General features: G+C 68.3%; 17 protein-coding genes. 10 read left to right on the top strand and 7 right to left on the bottom strand.

Features of this window, described 5'->3' with window-relative positions; translation table 11 throughout:
- The first annotated feature begins 136 nt into the window (after window positions 1–136).
- Both NA12_RS16380 and NA12_RS16375 read left to right on the top strand, forming a co-directional pair.
- The gene (locus NA12_RS16380) at window positions 137–1,285 is read left to right on the top strand and encodes a hypothetical protein (RefSeq protein WP_243654719.1); all 1,149 of its coding nucleotides are present in this window, start codon (window positions 137–139) and stop codon (window positions 1,283–1,285) included.
- 163 nt (window positions 1,286–1,448) lie between these two features.
- Window positions 1,449–2,159 (top strand): DUF1906 domain-containing protein, encoded by a 711-nt coding sequence (locus NA12_RS16375; protein WP_067451235.1) that lies wholly within the window; start codon window positions 1,449–1,451, stop codon window positions 2,157–2,159.
- 1 nt (window position 2,160) lies between these two features.
- On the opposite strand, the gene NA12_RS16370 is transcribed toward NA12_RS16375, so the two are convergent.
- Window positions 2,161–2,511, bottom strand: a complete 351-nt coding sequence (locus tag NA12_RS16370; protein ID WP_067451231.1) for a hypothetical protein — start codon at window positions 2,509–2,511, stop codon at window positions 2,161–2,163.
- Between the two features lie 122 nt (window positions 2,512–2,633).
- The gene (locus tag NA12_RS16365) at window positions 2,634–3,410 is read right to left on the bottom strand and encodes an Rv1157c family protein (protein WP_067451228.1); all 777 of its coding nucleotides are present in this window, start codon (window positions 3,408–3,410) and stop codon (window positions 2,634–2,636) included.
- Window positions 3,411–3,777: 367 nt separating this feature from the next.
- Here NA12_RS16365 and NA12_RS16360 point away from each other — a divergent pair, with 367 nt between their 5' ends.
- Window positions 3,778–5,022, top strand: a complete 1,245-nt coding sequence (locus NA12_RS16360) for a mannosyltransferase (protein ID WP_067451225.1) — start codon at window positions 3,778–3,780, stop codon at window positions 5,020–5,022.
- 3 nt (window positions 5,023–5,025) lie between these two features.
- Here NA12_RS16360 and NA12_RS16355 read toward each other — a convergent pair whose 3' ends face one another.
- Window positions 5,026–5,313 carry a 4a-hydroxytetrahydrobiopterin dehydratase gene (locus tag NA12_RS16355; RefSeq protein ID WP_067451222.1) on the bottom strand — a complete coding sequence of 96 codons (288 nt, stop codon included), beginning with the start codon at window positions 5,311–5,313 and terminating at the stop codon, window positions 5,026–5,028.
- A 21-nt stretch (window positions 5,314–5,334) separates the two neighbouring features.
- Window positions 5,335–5,511: a hypothetical protein gene (locus NA12_RS34150; protein WP_165914753.1), complete on the bottom strand. Its 177-nt coding sequence runs from the start codon at window positions 5,509–5,511 to the stop codon at window positions 5,335–5,337.
- A 125-nt stretch (window positions 5,512–5,636) separates the two neighbouring features.
- Between NA12_RS34150 and typA the strand changes: the two genes are divergently transcribed.
- From typA to NA12_RS16330, 4 genes are all read left to right on the top strand, one after another.
- Entirely contained in the window at window positions 5,637–7,538 is a 1,902-nt protein-coding gene (gene typA, locus NA12_RS16345) for a translational GTPase TypA (RefSeq protein ID WP_067451216.1), read from the top strand.
- A gap of 232 nt (window positions 7,539–7,770) precedes the next feature.
- Window positions 7,771–9,504 carry an ABC transporter family substrate-binding protein gene (locus NA12_RS16340; protein WP_067451213.1) on the top strand — a complete coding sequence of 578 codons (1,734 nt, stop codon included), beginning with the start codon at window positions 7,771–7,773 and terminating at the stop codon, window positions 9,502–9,504.
- Window positions 9,501–10,382 (top strand): N-acetyl-1-D-myo-inositol-2-amino-2-deoxy-alpha-D-glucopyranoside deacetylase, encoded by an 882-nt coding sequence (mshB, locus tag NA12_RS16335; RefSeq protein WP_067451689.1) that lies wholly within the window; start codon window positions 9,501–9,503, stop codon window positions 10,380–10,382. Before NA12_RS16340 ends, mshB begins: the two co-directional genes overlap by 4 nt.
- 136 nt (window positions 10,383–10,518) lie before the next feature.
- The gene (locus tag NA12_RS16330; RefSeq protein WP_067451210.1) at window positions 10,519–10,935 is read left to right on the top strand and encodes a hypothetical protein; all 417 of its coding nucleotides are present in this window, start codon (window positions 10,519–10,521) and stop codon (window positions 10,933–10,935) included.
- Here the strand turns inward: NA12_RS16330 and NA12_RS16325 are convergent.
- The 3 genes from NA12_RS16325 to NA12_RS16315 form a co-directional block, all read right to left on the bottom strand.
- On the bottom strand, window positions 10,925–11,278 hold the full coding sequence (locus NA12_RS16325) for a DUF1622 domain-containing protein (protein WP_067451206.1): 354 nt from the start codon (window positions 11,276–11,278) through the stop codon (window positions 10,925–10,927). The two genes, NA12_RS16330 and NA12_RS16325, sit on opposite strands and share 11 nt — an antisense overlap.
- A gap of 144 nt (window positions 11,279–11,422) precedes the next feature.
- Window positions 11,423–12,961 carry a PH domain-containing protein gene (locus NA12_RS16320; protein WP_067451203.1) on the bottom strand — a complete coding sequence of 513 codons (1,539 nt, stop codon included), beginning with the start codon at window positions 12,959–12,961 and terminating at the stop codon, window positions 11,423–11,425.
- A complete protein-coding gene (locus NA12_RS16315; RefSeq protein WP_067451686.1) occupies window positions 12,958–13,458 on the bottom strand; it encodes a PH domain-containing protein in 501 nt (166 codons plus the stop codon). Before NA12_RS16315 ends, NA12_RS16320 begins: the two co-directional genes overlap by 4 nt.
- Before the next feature lie 151 nt (window positions 13,459–13,609).
- On the opposite strand from NA12_RS16315, the gene NA12_RS16310 reads away from it, so the two are divergent.
- The 3 genes from NA12_RS16310 to dapC all read left to right on the top strand — a co-directional run bounded on the left by NA12_RS16310 (window position 13,610) and on the right by dapC (window position 17,763).
- Window positions 13,610–16,210, top strand: coding sequence for a bifunctional FO biosynthesis protein CofGH (locus NA12_RS16310; protein WP_067451200.1), 2,601 nt, complete (start codon window positions 13,610–13,612; stop codon window positions 16,208–16,210).
- Window positions 16,211–16,318: 108 nt separating this feature from the next.
- Window positions 16,319–16,642 (top strand): ferredoxin, encoded by a 324-nt coding sequence (gene fdxA, locus NA12_RS16305; protein ID WP_056813450.1) that lies wholly within the window; start codon window positions 16,319–16,321, stop codon window positions 16,640–16,642.
- A 35-nt stretch (window positions 16,643–16,677) separates the two neighbouring features.
- Entirely contained in the window at window positions 16,678–17,763 is a 1,086-nt protein-coding gene (gene dapC / locus NA12_RS16300) for a succinyldiaminopimelate transaminase (protein ID WP_067451683.1), read from the top strand.
- Window positions 17,764–17,787: the final 24 nt, after the last annotated feature.

Here is a 17,787-nt window from a genome sequence, read left to right as displayed (position 1 = left end):
CCGAAACCCGTACCATGGAACTCGCGGCGCCCGGCAGCGCCGTTGCCGCTCCTCCGTCCTGCTTCCCCCTCATCGGCAGGACGGGGGAGTTGTGCCACCAGTCGCGGGTTCGCCGACGTCACGTACCGTATTCGATGTGCGTGTGAAGGTGGACGAAAAGCCACGTCATGACCCGATCTGGATCGAGTACGCCGATTTCGGCGAACGGTTCGTCACTTACGCGGTGACCGAGCAGCGCATCGCCGCCGCGGTGTCGGGGATGACCGGGCGTGGCGTGCAGATCGGGCCGTTCTCGCTGGGGCCCGCCGGACTGGCCGGTTTCGTCGCCGAAGGCACGCTCGGCACCGCCGTGGTCACCCGCACACCCGGCGACGCGCTGAGCTTCGGTGTGCGAATCCCGCTGACCCTGGCCGTGAATGTGGTCCTCGGTGGCCGCAAGCTCCGACTGGCCGCCGTGGTGGAGATCGGGCTCACGCTGCACGCCCGGACCGCCGCTCCGCTGCTGGTGGTGATCGATGTCGCCCCGGTGACGGCCAGGGACGTCAGCTTCACCTTGCGTGCCGAGGCCATCGACAGTGCGTGGGAGATGCTGCTCGACCCGATCGCGGGTCTGGTGCAGCGCGAGGTCGCCAACCGGGTCAACGCCATCGTCGGCGATCCGAAGGTTCGGTCGGAGCGGGTCTTCGACATCGAGGCGATCCTGGACGGCTACCGCTCACCGCATCGCAACGACACCGTCTTCGACTGGATCGACTACCGCGAATTCGGTCTGCGTTTCTTCACCGCCATCATCACCAGAGACCGCGTGCACGGCGTCGTCGGCCAGCTGGCCGGTAGCGAGATCAAGGTGGGGCCGCTGTCGGAGGGTCCGCGCGGCGCGGCCACGGTCACCGTGCGCGGCGCGATCGAGCAGCCACGGGTGATCGATCGCGGCCTGGGCGAGCCGGGTGACCTGCGGATCTTCGATATGACGCTGCCGGTGGGACTCGACATCACCGTCGACGTGCTCAAAGCCAACCACTACCGTGCCGATCTGGAGATCCCGCTCGTGCTCACGGCACGGGCCGCCGAACCGCTCCAGATCGTGATCGAGGTCCCGCCGCCCGCGCTCGAGGACATCTCGATGGAATTCACCGCGAAAGGTCTGCGCGCGGCGACCCTGGCCCGACTGGCCGGAATCAAGAAGCAGATCGTGGCGCAGGTCGCCGCGGTGGTCAGCACCGAGCTGGCCGATCCGACCGGCCGCACCATCGATGTGGGCGCCGCGATCGACGGTGCGGCCTGATACTGGTGTGACTCGCGGGGCGAATGTTGCCGTTGGTTCCAGTGGTTCCCCTGGGTTTTGTGGTGCAATGAGACGCACGTTCCAGACTCCCGGCGCGAGATTCGGGGAAGGCGCGCCGGGCTCGCTTACCGGTTGAATTCGGGTTGCGCGAAGGAGTCCTGCGATGCGTTCTGTTCCGGTGACCAGGCGAAAGTTCTTCGGCGTCGCCGCCGCCGCGGCCACGATCGGTGCCGGCCTCGCCGCCGCACCGGCCCGCGCCTACTCCTTCGGCACCATGGTCGACTATGCCGCGGGGGTCCCCTCCGCCGAGTCGATCGCGGCCGAAGGTCATATCGGCGTTATCCGTTATGTCTCCGAGCGCAGGCCCGGCGCGGAGTGGATGGAAGGCAAACCGCTGCTCGCCGCCGAGGTCGAGGATCTGTGGAACCACGGCCTGTCGATCGTGTCGAACTACCAGTTCGGCAAGGGCCCGACGGCCGACTGGCGCGGTGGCCTCGAAGCGGGCAAGGAACACGCCGAACGCGGCTGGGCCATTCACGCCGCCGCAGGTGGACCCGATACCGCGCCGATCTACGCCTCCATCGACGACAATCCCTCGGACGAGGATTTCGAGGAGATGATCGCGCCCTACATCGAGGGCTGGCAGTCGGTGCTCGGCGCCGAACTCGTCGGCATCTACGCCAACGCGCCGACCATCGACCGCGCGCTCGACGCGGGCCTGGGTTCCTGGTTCTGGCAACACAATTGGGGTACCGCGCGCGGATTCGTGCACGACAGCGCGCACCTGCACCAATTCGAGATCGACAAGCGCTCGATCGACGGAATCGGCGTGGACCTGAATCGGGTATTGGCCGAGGATTACGGCCAGTGGTGAGTTAGGTCTGGCAGTGGCAGGTCGACCCGTGCCGCAGGTCCGGTTCGTCGTCGGGCATCACCGACAGGGCCGTCCGGCTGTCGGGCGTGGCGTGGTCGCCGAGCCACGACAGCAGCGACCACCGGGACAGACCTGACAGCGCCGACCCGATACTGGCGAACGACAGCGACGAGATCGCGGACCCGAACGACCCGATCGAGCCGATGGACAGCACCGACCCGACACTGCCGATCGAGAGCACCGAATAGGCCGATCCGATCGAGAGAATCGACCCCTCGGACCGATAGGACAGAATCGAGCGGCTGCTCCGAACCGACCGAATATTGCGGGAAGGGCCGTACGTGGTCGCCATGGATCCCGGTCTACCACACCGCCGCACCGGCGGGAACCCCGCGAGTACGGGCCGGCCGTCAACGCAAACCTCCCCGCACCCCAGGTCTGGCCTGGAGTCGCGGGGAGGCAGGGGAACTGAACTCAGACGGTGAAGAAGCCCAGGGTCGGCATGAACGTGCAGGTGCGCGGTGCGGCGCCCTCGGCGGCGGTGGTGAGCGAGCCCGAGATCACCGCGACGACGCGGCCGTTGCCGGTGTTCGCGATGGCCGACAGGGTGGCCGGACCGCCGGGGTTGATCTTGGCCTCGTCGGTCAGCGTCTGGGTGGCGGACTGTCGGGTGTCGATGTTGAGCCACTGCACCGTCATCGGCGGGTTCTGCTCGCCGGTCGGGGCCTTGGTGCCGAGCGCGGTGAACACGAAACCGGCCTGTCCGGCGGCGGGGCCGGGCGGGGGCAGCTGTGCCGGACCGGCCACCGCGAGCGCGGTGCCGACCGAGTCGGCGCCGTCACCGATGCAGCCCTGGCCGATGGTCGGGTACAGGAACTGCGCGATGGCCGGGCCGTCCTGCGGGAGTTCGGGACCGCCGCCGCCGCTGCCGTCGAGGAAGGTGATGATCCGCTCGAGGGTGGCCTTGATGGCGGGCGGCAGGTTCAGCGTGGCCAGCAGCGCGCGCGCCTGATCGAGCAGGGCGGTCTGCGGGCTCGCGACGTCGGCGGGGCCCGCGATCAGGCCAGCCACGGCGGGTGCGAAGGCGGCTAGCGCGTCGACTGGGACGCCCTCCGGCACCATCGGGACGCTGATCGGCGCCGCCTGTGGCGCGGGAGCGGGCGCGGCGATAGATGCAGGCGCGGCGAGCATGGCGCCTGCCACGATGGCGAGAGCGGTCGTTGCGATCCGCGATCCTCGGCTACGAAGCACTGTCTAGCCGTCCTTACCTCGGGTTTGCGATGGGCGAGGGTTGTCGAGCCCAGATGTCGGGGGTCACTCTAAGGACAACGCTGCCGTGTTGTACAGCCGCCGGGCCCAGAGCGGATCACCGGCCGAAACTACACTCATGGACGCTAGTCCTGACCGGTGTGACACCTGGGGATGTTGATGCAACTGTGACCCTAGGTGTCGCTGATGCGCGCGCCACCCACAGCGTTGTCCCTGATGCGCGCTATGTCGCGGTTTCGCCCCTGAAGCCAGCCACACCCTGGTTTTCGGCCCGCCAGGGCCGAAAACCCGCGGCGCCAGCCGCAAATCAACACAGCTAAAGTAGCGGAGCGCCGGGAAATGGCGCGCGATGTCCCGTCCGACCGAAAGCCTGGCCTTGAACCGACACCTCCGATGGGCACTCGCGCTGCTCGGACTGTCCGTGCTCGCCAGGCTGGCCTGGATGCTCTTCGCCCCGAACGGGCTCAATGTCGTCGATCTGCACGTGTACGTGGACGGCTCGGCCTCGCTGCTCACCGATCGGCTCTACGACTTCACCTACTCCGAGGTGACGCCGGACTTCCCACTGCCGTTCACCTATCCACCGTTCGCCGCGCTGGTGTTCTTCCCGCTGCACTACCTGCCGTTCACGCTGGTGGCGGTCGGCTGGATGCTGGCCACGGTCGCCGCGCTCTACGGGGTGATCCGGATCAGTTTCGAACTGCTCCTCGGCGCGGAGAAGGCGAGGCGGACGCCGTGGATCACCGCGGCCGTCGGCTGGACCGCGCTCGGGGTGTGGCTGGAGCCGGTGCGAACCACGATCGACTACGGCCAGGTGAACGTGTTCCTGGTGCTCGGCGCGATGCTGGCCGTGCGCAGTGCGCGCTGGTGGATCTCGGGCACCCTCGTCGGCGTGATCGCGGGCATCAAGCTGACCCCGGCCATCACCGGCCTGTACTTCGTGGCTCGGCGGCGCTGGGCGACGGTGCTGTGGTCGGCGGGGGCCTTCGGGCTGACCGTGGCTGTGAGTTTTCTCATCAATGCCCACGAGGCGAAGCGCTATTTCGGCACCCTGCTCGGCGACGCCGACCGGATCGGCCCGGTGGGCTCGGTGTGGAACCAGTCGTTGCGCGGGGCGTTGAGCCGCATTCTCGGCTACGACGTGCAGTCCGGGCCGTGGTGGCTGGCCGCGGTGGTGGTCACGGCGGTGCTGGCGTTCTGCGCGTGGCGCACTCTCGGCCCCGATGACCGGCTCGGCACTCTGGTGCTGGTGCAGCTGTTCGGGCTGATGATCTCGCCGATCTCCTGGTCACACCACTGGGTGTGGTTGATCCCGACCGCGCTGTGGCTGCTCTACGGGCCGCTGCGGGCCGAGCGGGTCGCGCGGATCATCGCCGGGTTCTGGGTGCTGACGATGCTGGTCGGCGTGCCGTGGGTGCTCTCGTTCGCGCAGCCGACGATCTGGACCATCCCGCGCCCGTGGCCGCTGGCCTGGCTCGGCGCGGTCGATGTGATCGGCGTGTTCGTGTTGTTCGGCTGGCTGATCTGGCACGGTCGGGGTTCGTTGCGCGCGCGACTGCCCGGCCGCCGCGCGGCCGAGGTGCCCGCGAGCTGAGGCTCAGCCGAGGAGGCCGTCGATGGTGTGCGCCATCGCCGTATCGAGCGAGGTGAGCCCGCCCGCCGAATGCGTACTCAGCGTGAAACGCAGTGTGCGCCAACGGATATCGATATCGGGATGGTGATCGGCCGCTTCGGCCGCCGCGGCGACCTCGCGAACCGTCTCGATGCCGGCGAGGAAACTCGGCGCCTGCACGGTGCGGGTGATGGCGTCACCGTCGCGCGACCACTGCGGCAACGTGGCCATGGCGATGGTGAGCTCGGGAGCGGAAAGCAACGGAGTACCCATACCTCGTTTGTACGCCTCCAGCTACTTCGCGCGCGCCAGCTCCAGTGCTTTTTTGAGATCTTTACCGCTCGTTCCGGCGGCCTCGGCCTTCTTCATTCGCATGATGACGACGGGGCATTTGAAGCAGCGCGTCTTCTTCCTGCAGCACTTTTTCTTCGGCTTGAGGCTCGAGACCTTCTTCGCCTTCACCTTGCCCATGCGAGTTAGCCTAGCCTAAGTACAAAGCCTGACACGAGGGTGTCCCCGCGCAACCGGTACTGTGTAACAGGCCGCGATGCCAGATGAATGCGCGCCAAATACATCAACAGCAGGAGGATTGAGGCGTGTCGTCTTCACGCGATTTTCGCAACGTCGCCATCGTGGCCCACGTCGACCACGGCAAGACGACGCTGGTGGACGCCATGCTTCGTCAGTCGGGCGCGTTCGCCGAGCGAGCCGAACTGGTCGACCGCGTCATGGACTCCGGTGACCTCGAGCGCGAGAAGGGCATCACCATTCTCGCGAAGAACACCGCGGTTCATCGCCATAACCCCGACGGTTCCGTCACCGTCATCAATGTGATCGATACCCCCGGCCACGCCGACTTCGGTGGTGAGGTCGAGCGCGGCCTGTCCATGGTCGACGGTGTCGTGCTGCTCGTCGACGCGTCCGAGGGCCCGCTGCCCCAGACCCGTTTCGTGCTCCGCAAGGCGCTGGCGGCGAAGCTGCCGGTGATCCTGGTGGTCAACAAGACCGACCGGCCGGACGCCCGCATCGCCGAGGTCGTCTCCGAGTCGCACGACCTGCTGCTCGACCTGGCCTCCGACCTCGACGACGAGGCCGCCGAAGCCGCCGAGCTCGCGCTGGATCTGCCGGTGCTCTACGCCTCGGGCCGTGAGGGCAAGGCGTCGAAGGTCGAGCCGGAGAACGGTTCCGCGCCCGACGCCGAGAACCTCGACGCCCTGTTCGAGGTGCTGATGGACTACATCCCGGCGCCCAAGAGCAACAAGGACGCGCCGCTGCAGGCCCACGTCACCAACCTCGACGCGTCGGCGTTCCTCGGCCGTCTTGCCCTGGTCCGCATCTACGCGGGCGAGCTGCGCAAGGGTCAGAACGTCACCTGGATCAACGCCGACGGCGCCAAGACGGTCAAGATCACCGAGCTGCTCCAGACGATCGGTGTGGAGCGTCAGCCCGGCGAGGTCGCCGAGGCCGGCGACATCGTCGCCATCGCCGGTATCCCCGACATCATGATCGGCGACACCCTCGCCGATCCGGAGAACCCGGTCGCGCTGCCGCGCATCACGGTCGACGAGCCGGCCATCTCGGTGGTCATCGGCACCAACACCTCGCCGCTGGTCGGCCGGGTGCAGGGCCACAAGCTCACCGCCCGCATGGTCAAGTCGCGCCTGGACTCCGAGCTCATCGGCAACGTGTCGCTGCGCGTGCTCGATATCGGCCGTCCCGACGCCTGGGAGGTGCAGGGTCGTGGCGAGCTGGCGCTGGCCATCCTGGTCGAGCAGATGCGTCGTGAAGGCTTCGAGCTCACCGTCGGCAAGCCGCAGGTGGTCACCAAGCAGGTCGACGGCAAGACCCACGAGCCGTTCGAAGAGCTGACCATCGACTGCCCCGACGAGTACCTGGGCGCGATCACCCAGCTGCTGGCCGCCCGCAAGGGCAAGATGGTGCAGATGAGCAACCACGCCGCCGGCTGGGTGCGCATGGAGTTCATCGTCCCCTCGCGTGGCCTGATCGGCTTCCGCACCGTGTTCCTCACCGAGACCCGCGGCACCGGCATCGCCAACGCCGTCGCCCACGGTTACGCCCCGTGGGCCGGTGAGATCCGCGCTCGCCACACCGGTTCGCTGGTGTCGGACCGCGCGGGCAGCGTCACCCCGTTCGCGATGATCCAGCTGGCCGACCGCGGTCAGTTCTTCGTGGAGCCGGGCGCCGACACCTACGAGGGCATGGTCGTCGGCATCAACCCGCGCGCCGAGGATCTCGATATCAACGTGACCCGCGAGAAGAAGCTGACCAACATGCGCAGCGCGACCGCGGACACCTTCGAGACCATGGCCAAGCCGTTGCAGCTCGACCTCGAGCTGGCGATGGAGTTCTGCACCGAGGACGAGTGCGTCGAGGTCACCCCCGAGGTGGTTCGCGTGCGCAAGGTCGTTCTCGGCGCCAACGAGCGTGCCCGCGACCTGTCGCGTCGCAAGGCCCGTGACAAGGCCGCCGCGAACTAAGCCATAGATGACGACAGTGGGGCGGTGCTACGGCACCGCCCCACTTCGCGTTTACGAGCGCCCACCAGGGGTTGGGCCCGCCTCGGTCCGGACTGACCGGAGGGTGCGACGAAGGAGTACCCGGAGGGAGGGAAGACCGAGGTTACGAGGGCCCAACCCAGCGGCGCCAGCCGCTCATAAACACAGTAGAGTGCGCAAGGTGAGTTCGGGGCGGCGCGCGAGGTGGCGCGTGATGGTGCTGGCGATGATCGCCTCGACGGCGGTCGTGGCCGGTTGCACGGCGAATCCGCCACCGCCGATCGAGTCCTCCGATTCGCCCAAGACCACCCAGGTCAAGCCGGGGAAGAACACCGTGGTCGTCGCGATCGACGACATCGGGATCGGGTTCAACCCGCATCTGCGTTCGGACCAGTCGCCGGTGACCAGTGCGGTGAGTTCGATGGTGCTGCCGAGCCCGTTCCGGGCCGCGCCGAGCCCCGTGCATACCGGTCAGGTCGATTGGTTGCCCGATTCCTCGCTGATCGTCTCGGCTGATGTGACGGCCCAGGAGCCGTTCACGATCACCTACATCCTGCGCAATCAGGCGAACTGGTCCGATGGCGCTCCGATCGCCGCCGAGGACTTCCGGTTTCTGTGGCAGCAGATGATCAGCCAGCCCGGCGTGGTCGATCCCGCCGGTTACCGGCTCATCGCCGATGTGGCGTCCTCGGGTGGCGGCAAGACGGTCACCGTCACCATGTCCCAGCCCTATCCGGCCTGGCGTGAACTGTTCTCGAATCTGTTGCCCTCGCACCTGGTGAAGGATTCACCGGGTGGGTTCACCAGCGGGCTGGTCGACAAGATCCCGGTCTCCGGCGGCAATTTCACCATCAAGTCGGTCGACCGTGGACGCGACGAGATCCTGCTCGAACGCAACGACCGTTTCTGGGGCACGCCCGCGTCTCCGGATCAGATCCAGTTCCGGCGCGGCGGCACGCCCTCGCAGCTGGCCGAATCGCTGCGCACCGGTGACGCGCAGATGGCGCTCGTGCACGGCGGCGTGGCGACCCAGGCGCAACTGGCCGCGATCCCGTCGGTGCGGACCACGATCATGCCGCAGGCCAGGGAACTGCAACTCGCGCTCAACGGCCGCTCCGGCGACCTCACCGATGGCCGGGTCCGCAAGGCGGTGCTCGCGCTGCTCGACCCGGCGCTGCTGGCGACCGTCGGCGCGCAGACCGGCGGTTGGGTGGAACCCGCACGCGCTCAAGTGCTTTCGCCGTCGAGTCCGGGGTATGTGCCCACCGCGCCGCCGCGGATGTCGGCCGACGAGGCGTTCGCCCTGCTGGCCGAGGCCGGTTACGGCCGCGCGCCGGAGACACCGCAGACCGGCTCGCCCACCTCGCCCGCGCCGCGGCCGCGCTCGGTGGCGCGCAACGGCAAGGGGCTGTCGGTGCGGATCGGCGCCGTCAACGAGGACGCGTCGGCGCTGGCCGTCGCCAATACCGCCGCCGACCAATTGCGCAGTGCCGGAATCGATGCCACCGTGCGCGGCCTGGCCGCCGACGAGCTGTACGGCAAGGATCTCACCGATTCCTCGATCGACGCCATCGTCGGCTGGGAACTGGCGGGCGGGGATCCCGCCACCGCGCTCGCCTCCCGCTACGGCTGTCCGCCCGTCGAACCGGTCGGTGCCGAGGGGCCCGCGTTGGCCGCGGCCGAGGCGTATCGCAAGGCGCCCAGCAATATCGGCGGCGTCTGCGATCCCACCCTGCAGCCCTCGATCGACGAAGCCCTGCGCGGGTTCGAGGTGCCGCGGATCCTGGCCGAAGCCGAGCCCCGGCTGTGGGAGCTGGCGACCGTGTTGCCGATTGTGCAGGACAACGTCGTCGCGGCGGCCGGGCCGCGCGTAGACGGTGTCTCGCTGTCGGGAGCCATCCAGGTAGGCATCTTCGGTGACACGGCACAGTGGCGGAGGATCCCATGACCGAGACCGGCGGCCTGCTCCTGGTGCACGCGCATCCCGATGACGAAACCCTCACCACGGGTGGGACCATCGCGCACTACCGTCGCCGTGGCGTTCCGGTGACCGTGGTGACCTGCACGCTCGGCGAGGAGGGCGAGGTCATCGGCGACCGGTGGTCACGCCTGATCGCCACCGAAGCCGACCAGCTCGGCGGTTACCGCATCGCCGAACTCACCGCCGCGCTGTCGGCCCTGGACGCCGGTGCGCCATGGTTTCTCGGCGGTCCCGGTCGCTGGCGTGATTCCGGCATGGCGGGCACGCCGTCGGCGGCGAACCCACGCGCGTTCGTGCATTCCGGCGAGGCCGCAGTCGACGCACTCGTGGCGGTGATCCTCGAACTACGTCCCCGGGTTGTCGTCACCTACGACCCGCGCGGCGGCTACGGCCATCCCGACCACATCCGCGCGCACGAGATCACGACCGCGGCCGTCGCAGCCGCCGCCGAGCGTGGCTGGGATGTGCCCAAGTTCTACTGGACCGTCACCGACGGCGACCTGCTGCGACAGCACACCGCCGCGCTGGCTCGCCGCACCGTCGACGAGCTGCCCGGCGCGTTGCCCAAGGGCTGGCGGCTGCCGGTCGAGGCCGAACTGGCCGCCATGTCCACGAGCGGGGTGACCACCGTGGTCGACGTCTCCGACGCGGTCTCGGCCAAGCGCGCCGCAATGCGCGCGCACGCCACCCAGGTCACCGTCGCGCCGAGTGGCCGGGAATTCGCCCTGTCGAACAACATCGCGCTGCCGGTGCTGCCCGAGGAACACTTCACGCTGGTGCGTGGCGCGCGTGGACAGGTGGGCGCCGACGGATTCGAGCACGACCTGTTCGCCGGTCTCGATTGAGCCACTGGGCACCGGGCCGCCATCGCGGTTCGGCGCGGTGAATCGCTGGAGCTGATGGGCGAGCCGTACAGGGGCCGGCGGCTCTCCTGGGCGCGCGCGGCACAGCGCAGCGGTTCGGCCGAATAGACTCACGCCCATGGTGACCGATCGCGATCAGCCCACCGCCGTGCTGCGGTTCGCACGCATCCCCGGCCTGGATCCGTTGCTCTCGGGACTCATCGTGGTGTTGCTGTTGGTCGACGCGCTGATCACCCTGGCCGTGGAAGTGCTGTTCCTGCCCCTCTACCTGGGCTCGCTGGCGTTTCCGGTGGTGGCGCTGTTGGCGGCGCCCATCAATGTCGCCCTCGTCTACGGCATGGAGTCGGTGACCGACCGGGTCGGTTTCCTCTTCGCCCCGATCGTAATGTGGGTCTTCGGGTTCATGGTCTGCGCCTCCCGAGGACCGGGCGGTGACATCATGCTCGGCAGTGACGGCCGCACCCTGCTGTTGCTCGCCTGCGGTGTGCTCGCGCCCGCGGGATATATGTATTACCGCTCCCAGTTCAGCCGGTAGATTTCGAGGTCTGCCACGGCCAGTGCCCGGTCAGCTCGAGTTCCAGCGAGTAGCTGAGGAACGTCCGTACCAGCACGATCAACGCCAGCACGCCGACGCTGGCGAACGTCGGTGAGATGGCGACCGTGCGGATGATGTCGGCCGCGACCAGGAATTCCAGCCCGAGCAGGATCGCCCGGCCGAGCCCGCGCCGATAGATGCCGTAGGCGAGCTCGAACTCCTCGTGCCCGGCCAACTGCCGCAGGAAACGGACCGTGCCGACGAGCGCGCCGATGACGATGGCCGCGACACCCGCGGCGTCGAGCACTTTGCCGGCATTCTCGATAACCTCGGTGAAATGCACGAATCACCCCTAGCGTCAGCGGCGTAGCGATCGAATCGAACGCTACGCCGCGTCCGGCGTCCGCGCCGCTCTCGGCTCGGCGGGTCTTCTCGTCCATGGCACCCTGTTCGGGGTCGGTGCCGGGGACCGCGATTCCCGGACCTGTCAGCGTCTGCCGAGTCCGCCCGGGGTCACTTCCTCGATCAGGGACGCGGCCTGATCGATCGGGATGTCGACCACCTGGTAGGCCTTCTTGCCCGCGGCGGTGGCCGCGACGACGGTGGCGAGTCCGGCACGGCGCTGCCAGAAGGTCTGTCGCACAGTCCATCCGATGATGCCGGGAGCTTCGATACAGTCCCGATCGCGGTCGAGGCTGCCGTGGCGGGTGATCAGCCAGGTCGGGCCGGTGGTGCCGGACAGCACCTGATGACCGAGGCCGCGGTAGCGATCCTCGGCGAGCAGGGCCATGACGACAGCGAACACCACCGGGAAGGTCCAGGTCCACGGCGGTGGGTAGTCGTCGACGAGCGCGACAGCCAGCATGGCGACGACGACGATCCCGACGGGCCACGCGGCCCGGGTGTAGCGGCGACGCCGGGCGAGCGGCCCGTGCTTACGCAGGTCGACGGTGCCGAGCGCGGCGCCGGTGACCGGTGCCGGATCCGGTGCGTCGGCGCGCGGGTCTCGGTGGCTGCGCAACAGCTCGTCGAGGGTGCGTTGCACGGCGACGCGGGGCGCCTGGGGAAGGATCTTCTGGCGCGGTTTCTCGCCGGTCATGATCATTTCCAGCTGGGCGGCGCCGGCGGCACGCAGCAGCAGCGGTTCGTTGAGGGTGGCGCCACGGAAGCGCGCCAGATCCAGGGTGATCTGGCGGGTGGTGAACAGTCCGTGGCGCAGGTGCAGGGTGGTGCCGTTGTCGAGCACGCGCAGGCCGAACCAGGTGGCGAGGTACTGGCCGCACGCGGCGAGGTTCACCAACGCCAATACGAGCACGGTCAACCCGGCGATGGTGATCGCGACGACCGAGGCGGTGTCGTCGTCGAGGTGTTGCACGACAGCGCTTTTCGACAGCACGTCGATCACCCCGTACTGCGCGCCCAAGCCCGCGATCGGGGCGACGACAGCCAGTCCGGTCAGCGACAGCGGCGCGTAGCGCACCCACGCCGCCCGCCAGTGTCCGATCTCCAACCCGGACTCGGCGAGCGTGTCGGAATGCGAAACACGCTGTGCCCCGGGTTCATCGACGTGTTCGGGCAGGTATTGCCCGGTGTGTGAGAGCAATTCGGCTCGCAGTGCCGGGATCTGACTCGTATCGAGCGCGTCGAGCTTGAACCCCTCGCCCTTGCCGGTCCGCTTCCCGGTGCCGATCGCCAGCACCGCCAGCCCGAGCACCCGATGCAGCAGATCGGCCTCCACATCCACCGATCGGATGCGCGGCCTCGGCACCGACAGGGTCCGCCGCGCCAGGATCCCACTGCGCAACTGCACGTGATCGGCGTCGATCCGATACGACGTCGTGAACCAGCGCGCGATACCGAACATGGCGACCAGCAGCACCGGGATGAGACTCCACAGCGGATTACCGCTGGTCGTGCCGACGATGATCGAGCCGAGCAGCACCGGAATGTATTTCATGATCTCGTTGACCGGATACACCAGCAGCATGCGCGGGTCGAGGCGCTGCCATTCGACGGCCTCGATCACGTCGCGTCCCCGCGGTGCTGCGCGGCGATCGCGGTGAGCCGCAGCACCGTCTCCTCGGCCACCGGCCGGTCGAGCGCGTTGATCTTCACCGCCCCCGCCGATGACGCGGTGGTCACCGTGACCGTGGCCAGCCCCAGGATCCGTTCCAGCGGCCCACGCTCGGTGTCGACAGTCTGCACCCGTGAGATCGGCGCGACCCGTGATTCCTGATCGAACCACCCCGCCCTGGTGTACACGGCCTCATCGGTGACCTCCCACCGATGCACCGCGTATCGCCACATCGGAATCACCACGACGCCGAGCACCGCGAGTACCACCAGCGCCAGTACGGCGAGCGATTGCCAGCCGCGATGGTCGTCGTCGAGCATGGCCCACACCCCGAGCACGACGCACAACACGCCCACCACGATCGCGTTCTCCAACGCCCACAGCAGCTTGGCCTTGGCACTCGGACGCCAGGCCGGTTCGGCCAGGATGGTGGAACGCGGTAGTGACATGCTGACCATGGTTCCATGCGCGTGCGACGAGTTCACCCCGTCGGGAATACGCGTGGTCGCGGTGGAGGTTGTCGTCGGACAAGGACGACCGCACCGCGCCCGCCGAGGGGGCAGTGACCAGCCGACCACACGTCCGGGAGAGAAGTAGCGCATGATCGACGGGGTGAGCGACCTTCCGAAGCCGAGCGTTCCGATGCCGCCGCCGAGTCCCGCCGCGATGCGCCGGGCACTGCGCCGAGCGCGCGACGGCGTCACGTTGAACGTCGACGAGGCCACCGTCCTGCTGCACGCCACCGGCGACGACCTCGTCGACCTGTGCGCCAGTGCCGCCCGGGTCCGGGACGCGGGACTGGAATCGGCGGGCCGCCCAGCCACGATCAGTTATTCGCGCAATGTGTTCATCCCGCTCACCAAGCTGTGCCGGGACAAGTGTCACTACTGCACGTTCGTCACCGTGCCGGGCAAGTTGCGCGCCGAGGGCAAGGGGATGTTCCTCGAACCCGACGAGGTGCTCGAGATCGCCCGTCAGGGCGCCGCGCTGGGGTGCAAGGAAGCGCTGTTCACCCTCGGTGACCGGCCGGAGGACCGCTGGCCCGAGGCCGCGCAGTGGCTCGACGAGCGTGGCTACGACTCCACCCTCGACTACCTGCGCGCCGTCTCCATCCTCGTGCTGGAGGAAACCGGGCTGCTGCCGCACCTCAATCCCGGCGTGATGAGCTGGAACGAGATCTCGCGCCTCAAGCCCGTGGCCCAGTCGATGGGCATGATGCTGGAGACCACGGCCACCAGGCTGTTCACCGACAAGGGCGAATGCCATTACGGCAGCCCCGACAAGGATCCCGCGGTCCGGCTGCGGTCGATCACCGACGCGGGCAGGCTCTCGGTGCCCTACACCACCGGCATCCTGGTCGGCATCGGCGAGACGCTCACCGAGCGGGCCGAGTCGATCATGGCGATTCGTCAGCAGCACAGGGAGTTCGGGCACATCCAGGAAGTGATCGTGCAGAACTTCCGCGCCAAGGACGACACGGCCATGCGCGATGTGCCCGACGCGGGCGTCGCGGAGTTCCTGGCGGCCGTCGCGGTGACGAGATTGCTCCTGGGCCCGGATGTTCCGGTACAGGCGCCGCCGAACCTGGTCTCGCACAGTGATTGCCGGGCGCTGATCGACGCGGGCATCGACGACTGGGGCGGGGTGTCGCCGGTGACCGTCGATCATGTGAACCCCGAGCGCCCGTGGCCGAATCTGGACACGCTGCGCGAGATCACCGAGGCCGCGGGATTCGTTCTCGTGGAACGCACCTCGGCGCATCCGAAATACGTTCGCGCGGGTCACCCGTGGATCGATCCGCGCATCGGCGCGCACGTCGCCGCGCTCACCGACCCCGCGACCGGCTTGGCCAGGCCCGAGGCTGTGCCGGTCGGCCTGCCATGGCAGGAGCCCGACGAGTCGTGGGATTCGGTCGGCCGCGTCGACCTGAACACCGCCATCGACACCGAGGGCCGAAACACCGACAGCCGCAGCGATTCCGGGCTCGGGCAGGAGGTGGTCGGCGCGTTCGGCGACTGGGAGACGATCCGCGAACACGCCCGCGACCTTGCCGTCATCGCGCCCGAGCGGCTCGATTCCGAGGTGCTCGACGCTCTGCGAGCAGCAGAGAAGGATCCGGCTGGTCTGACCGACGAGCAGTATCTGGCGTTGGCCACCGCCGACGGCGCGAATATGGAAGCCGTTGCCGCACTGGCGGATTCGCTGCGCCGCGAGGTCTCCGGCGACGAGGTCACCTACGTGGTGAACCGCAATATCAACTTCACCAATATCTGCTACACCGGCTGCCGCTTCTGCGCCTTCGCCCAGCGCAAGGGCGACGCCGACGCCTTCACCCTCAGCACCGGCGAGGTGGCTGATCGCGCCTGGGAGGCCCACGTCGACGGCGCCACCGAGATCTGCATGCAGGGCGGCATCGACCCCGAACTTCCCGTCACCGGCTATGCCGACCTGGTCCGCGCCATCAAGGCGCGCGTGCCGTCGATGCACGTGCACGCGTTCAGCCCGATGGAGATCGTCAACGGCGCCTCGCGCGGGGGCCAGAGCATCCATGATTGGCTGTCGGCGCTGAAAGAGGCCGGATTGGGCTCGATCCCCGGAACGGCCGCCGAAATCCTCGACGACGAGGTCCGCTGGGTGCTCACCAAGGGCAAACTCCCCACCTCGGCCTGGATCGAGGTCATCACCACCGCGCACAAGCTCGGCATCCCGTCGAGCTCGACGATGATGTACGGCCATGTGGACAACCCGAAGCACTGGGTCGGGCACCTGCGGGTGCTGCGCGGCATCCAGGACGAGACGGGCGGCTTCACCGAGTTCGTCCCGCTGCCGTTCGTGCACCAGAGCGCGCCGCTCTATCTCGCGGGCGCGGCCAGGCCGGGCCCGACCAACCGCGACAACCGCGCGGTGCACGCCCTGGCCCGGATCATGCTGCACGGCCGCATCCACAACATCCAGACCAGCTGGGTGAAATTGGGCACCCTCGGGACCCAGGCGATGCTCACCGGCGGCGCCAATGATCTGGGTGGCACGCTGATGGAGGAGACCATCTCCCGGATGGCCGGGTCCCAGCACGGCTCGGCGAAAACCGTCGCCGAGCTCACCGAGATCGCGGCGGGTATCGACCGTCCGGTCCGCGAACGCACCACCACCTACGGAGTGGTGGAGGCCAAACCGGCACCACTGCCTTTGGCTATCGGCTGATTGTCAGTGTGAGTTAGGGCAGGCTGACCTGGGAGTAATGTGGGCGGTCGGGATAAAGTTTCGTGGGCGGAGTAACCCCGCAGGTGAGGACAGACTAGGAGAACGGCAGTGCCGTACATCATCGCTGAACCGTGCGTTGACGTGAAGGACAAGGCGTGCATCGAGGAATGCCCCGTGGATTGCATCTACGAGGGTGGTCGCATGCTCTACATCCAACCCGACGAGTGCGTGGACTGTGGTGCGTGTGAGCCGGTCTGCCCCGTGGAGGCGATCTTCTACGAGGACGACACTCCGGACCAGTGGAGCGGTTACATCAACGCCAACGTCGACTTCTTCAACGAGCTGGGATCCCCCGGCGGCGCGACCAAGGTCGGTGTGGTCGACTTCGACCCCGCCTTCATCAAGGCGCTGCCCCCGATGGCCGAAGAGTGAGCGCAGGGGTGCCGACCCAGAGCCGCAAGGGCCGGGTGAGCGGGCTGCTGCCCGACTTTCCCTGGGACACCATCGCCGCGGTGAAACAGAAGGCGGCCGCCCATCCCGGTGGCCTTGTCGACCTGTCCGTGGGGACCCCGGTCGACCCGGTCGATCCGCTGATCCGGGCCGCGTTGGGTTCGGTGGCGTCGGTTCCGGGCTACCCGACCACGCACGGCACCCCTGAGCTGCGCTCGGCCGCCGTCGCCGCGTTGGCGCGCCGGTTCGGCGTCACCGGCGTAGACCCGGCGGCGGTGCTGCCGGTACTCGGCACGAAAGAACTGATCGCCGGGCTGCCGCGGCTGCTCGGCGTTGGCTCCGACGACCTGGTGGTGATTCCCGAGATCGCCTACCCGACCTACGAGGTCGGTGTGCTGCTCGCGGGCGCGAAGCCTTGGCGCGCCGACGGTCTCACCCAGATCGGTCCGCAGAACCCGGCGCTGATCTTCGTGAACTCGCCCTCCAACCCCACCGGCAAGGTGCTGCCCGTCGAGCACCTGCGCAAGGTGGTGGCCTTTGCGCGCGAGCGCGGCGCGATCGTCGCCTCCGACGAGTGCTACCTGGGGCTGACCTGGGAGGGCGAAGCCGTCTCGATCCTCGACCCCCGCGTCTGCGACGGCGACCACACCGGTCTGCTGGCCATCCATTCCCTGTCGAAGACCTCGAACCTGGCCAGCTACCGCGCCGGATTCGTCGCGGGCGACCCGGAACTGGTGGCCGAATTGCTCGAGGTGCGCAAGCACTCCGGCATGATCGTGCCGTTCCCGATCCAGGCCGCGATGACCGCCGCGCTCAGCGACGACGTCCACGAGGCGCAGCAGCGCGAGCGTTACCGCGCCCGTCGCGAAATCCTGCGAAAAGCGCTGGTGGAGGCTGGTTTCCGCATCGACTTCTCCGAAGCCGGTCTGTACCTGTGGGTTACCCGCGGTGAACCGTGCCGCGTCACCCTGGATCGGCTCGCCGAACGCGGAATCCTCGCTGCCCCCGGCGATTTCTACGGTCCGCGTTCACCCGAACACGTGCGCATCGCCCTCACCGCCACCGACGAGCGCATCGCCGAAGCGGCCGCCCGCCTGTCCTGAACGCCTCCGCGTGTGCACCGCTGG

The sequence above is a fragment of the Nocardia alba NBRC 108234 genome, from assembly GCF_001612665.1.
GTDB classification, from domain to species: domain Bacteria; phylum Actinomycetota; class Actinomycetes; order Mycobacteriales; family Mycobacteriaceae; genus Nocardia; species Nocardia alba.
The sequence above is the reverse complement of the archived record's forward strand: the minus strand, read 5'-3'. Positions and strand labels throughout refer to the sequence as shown.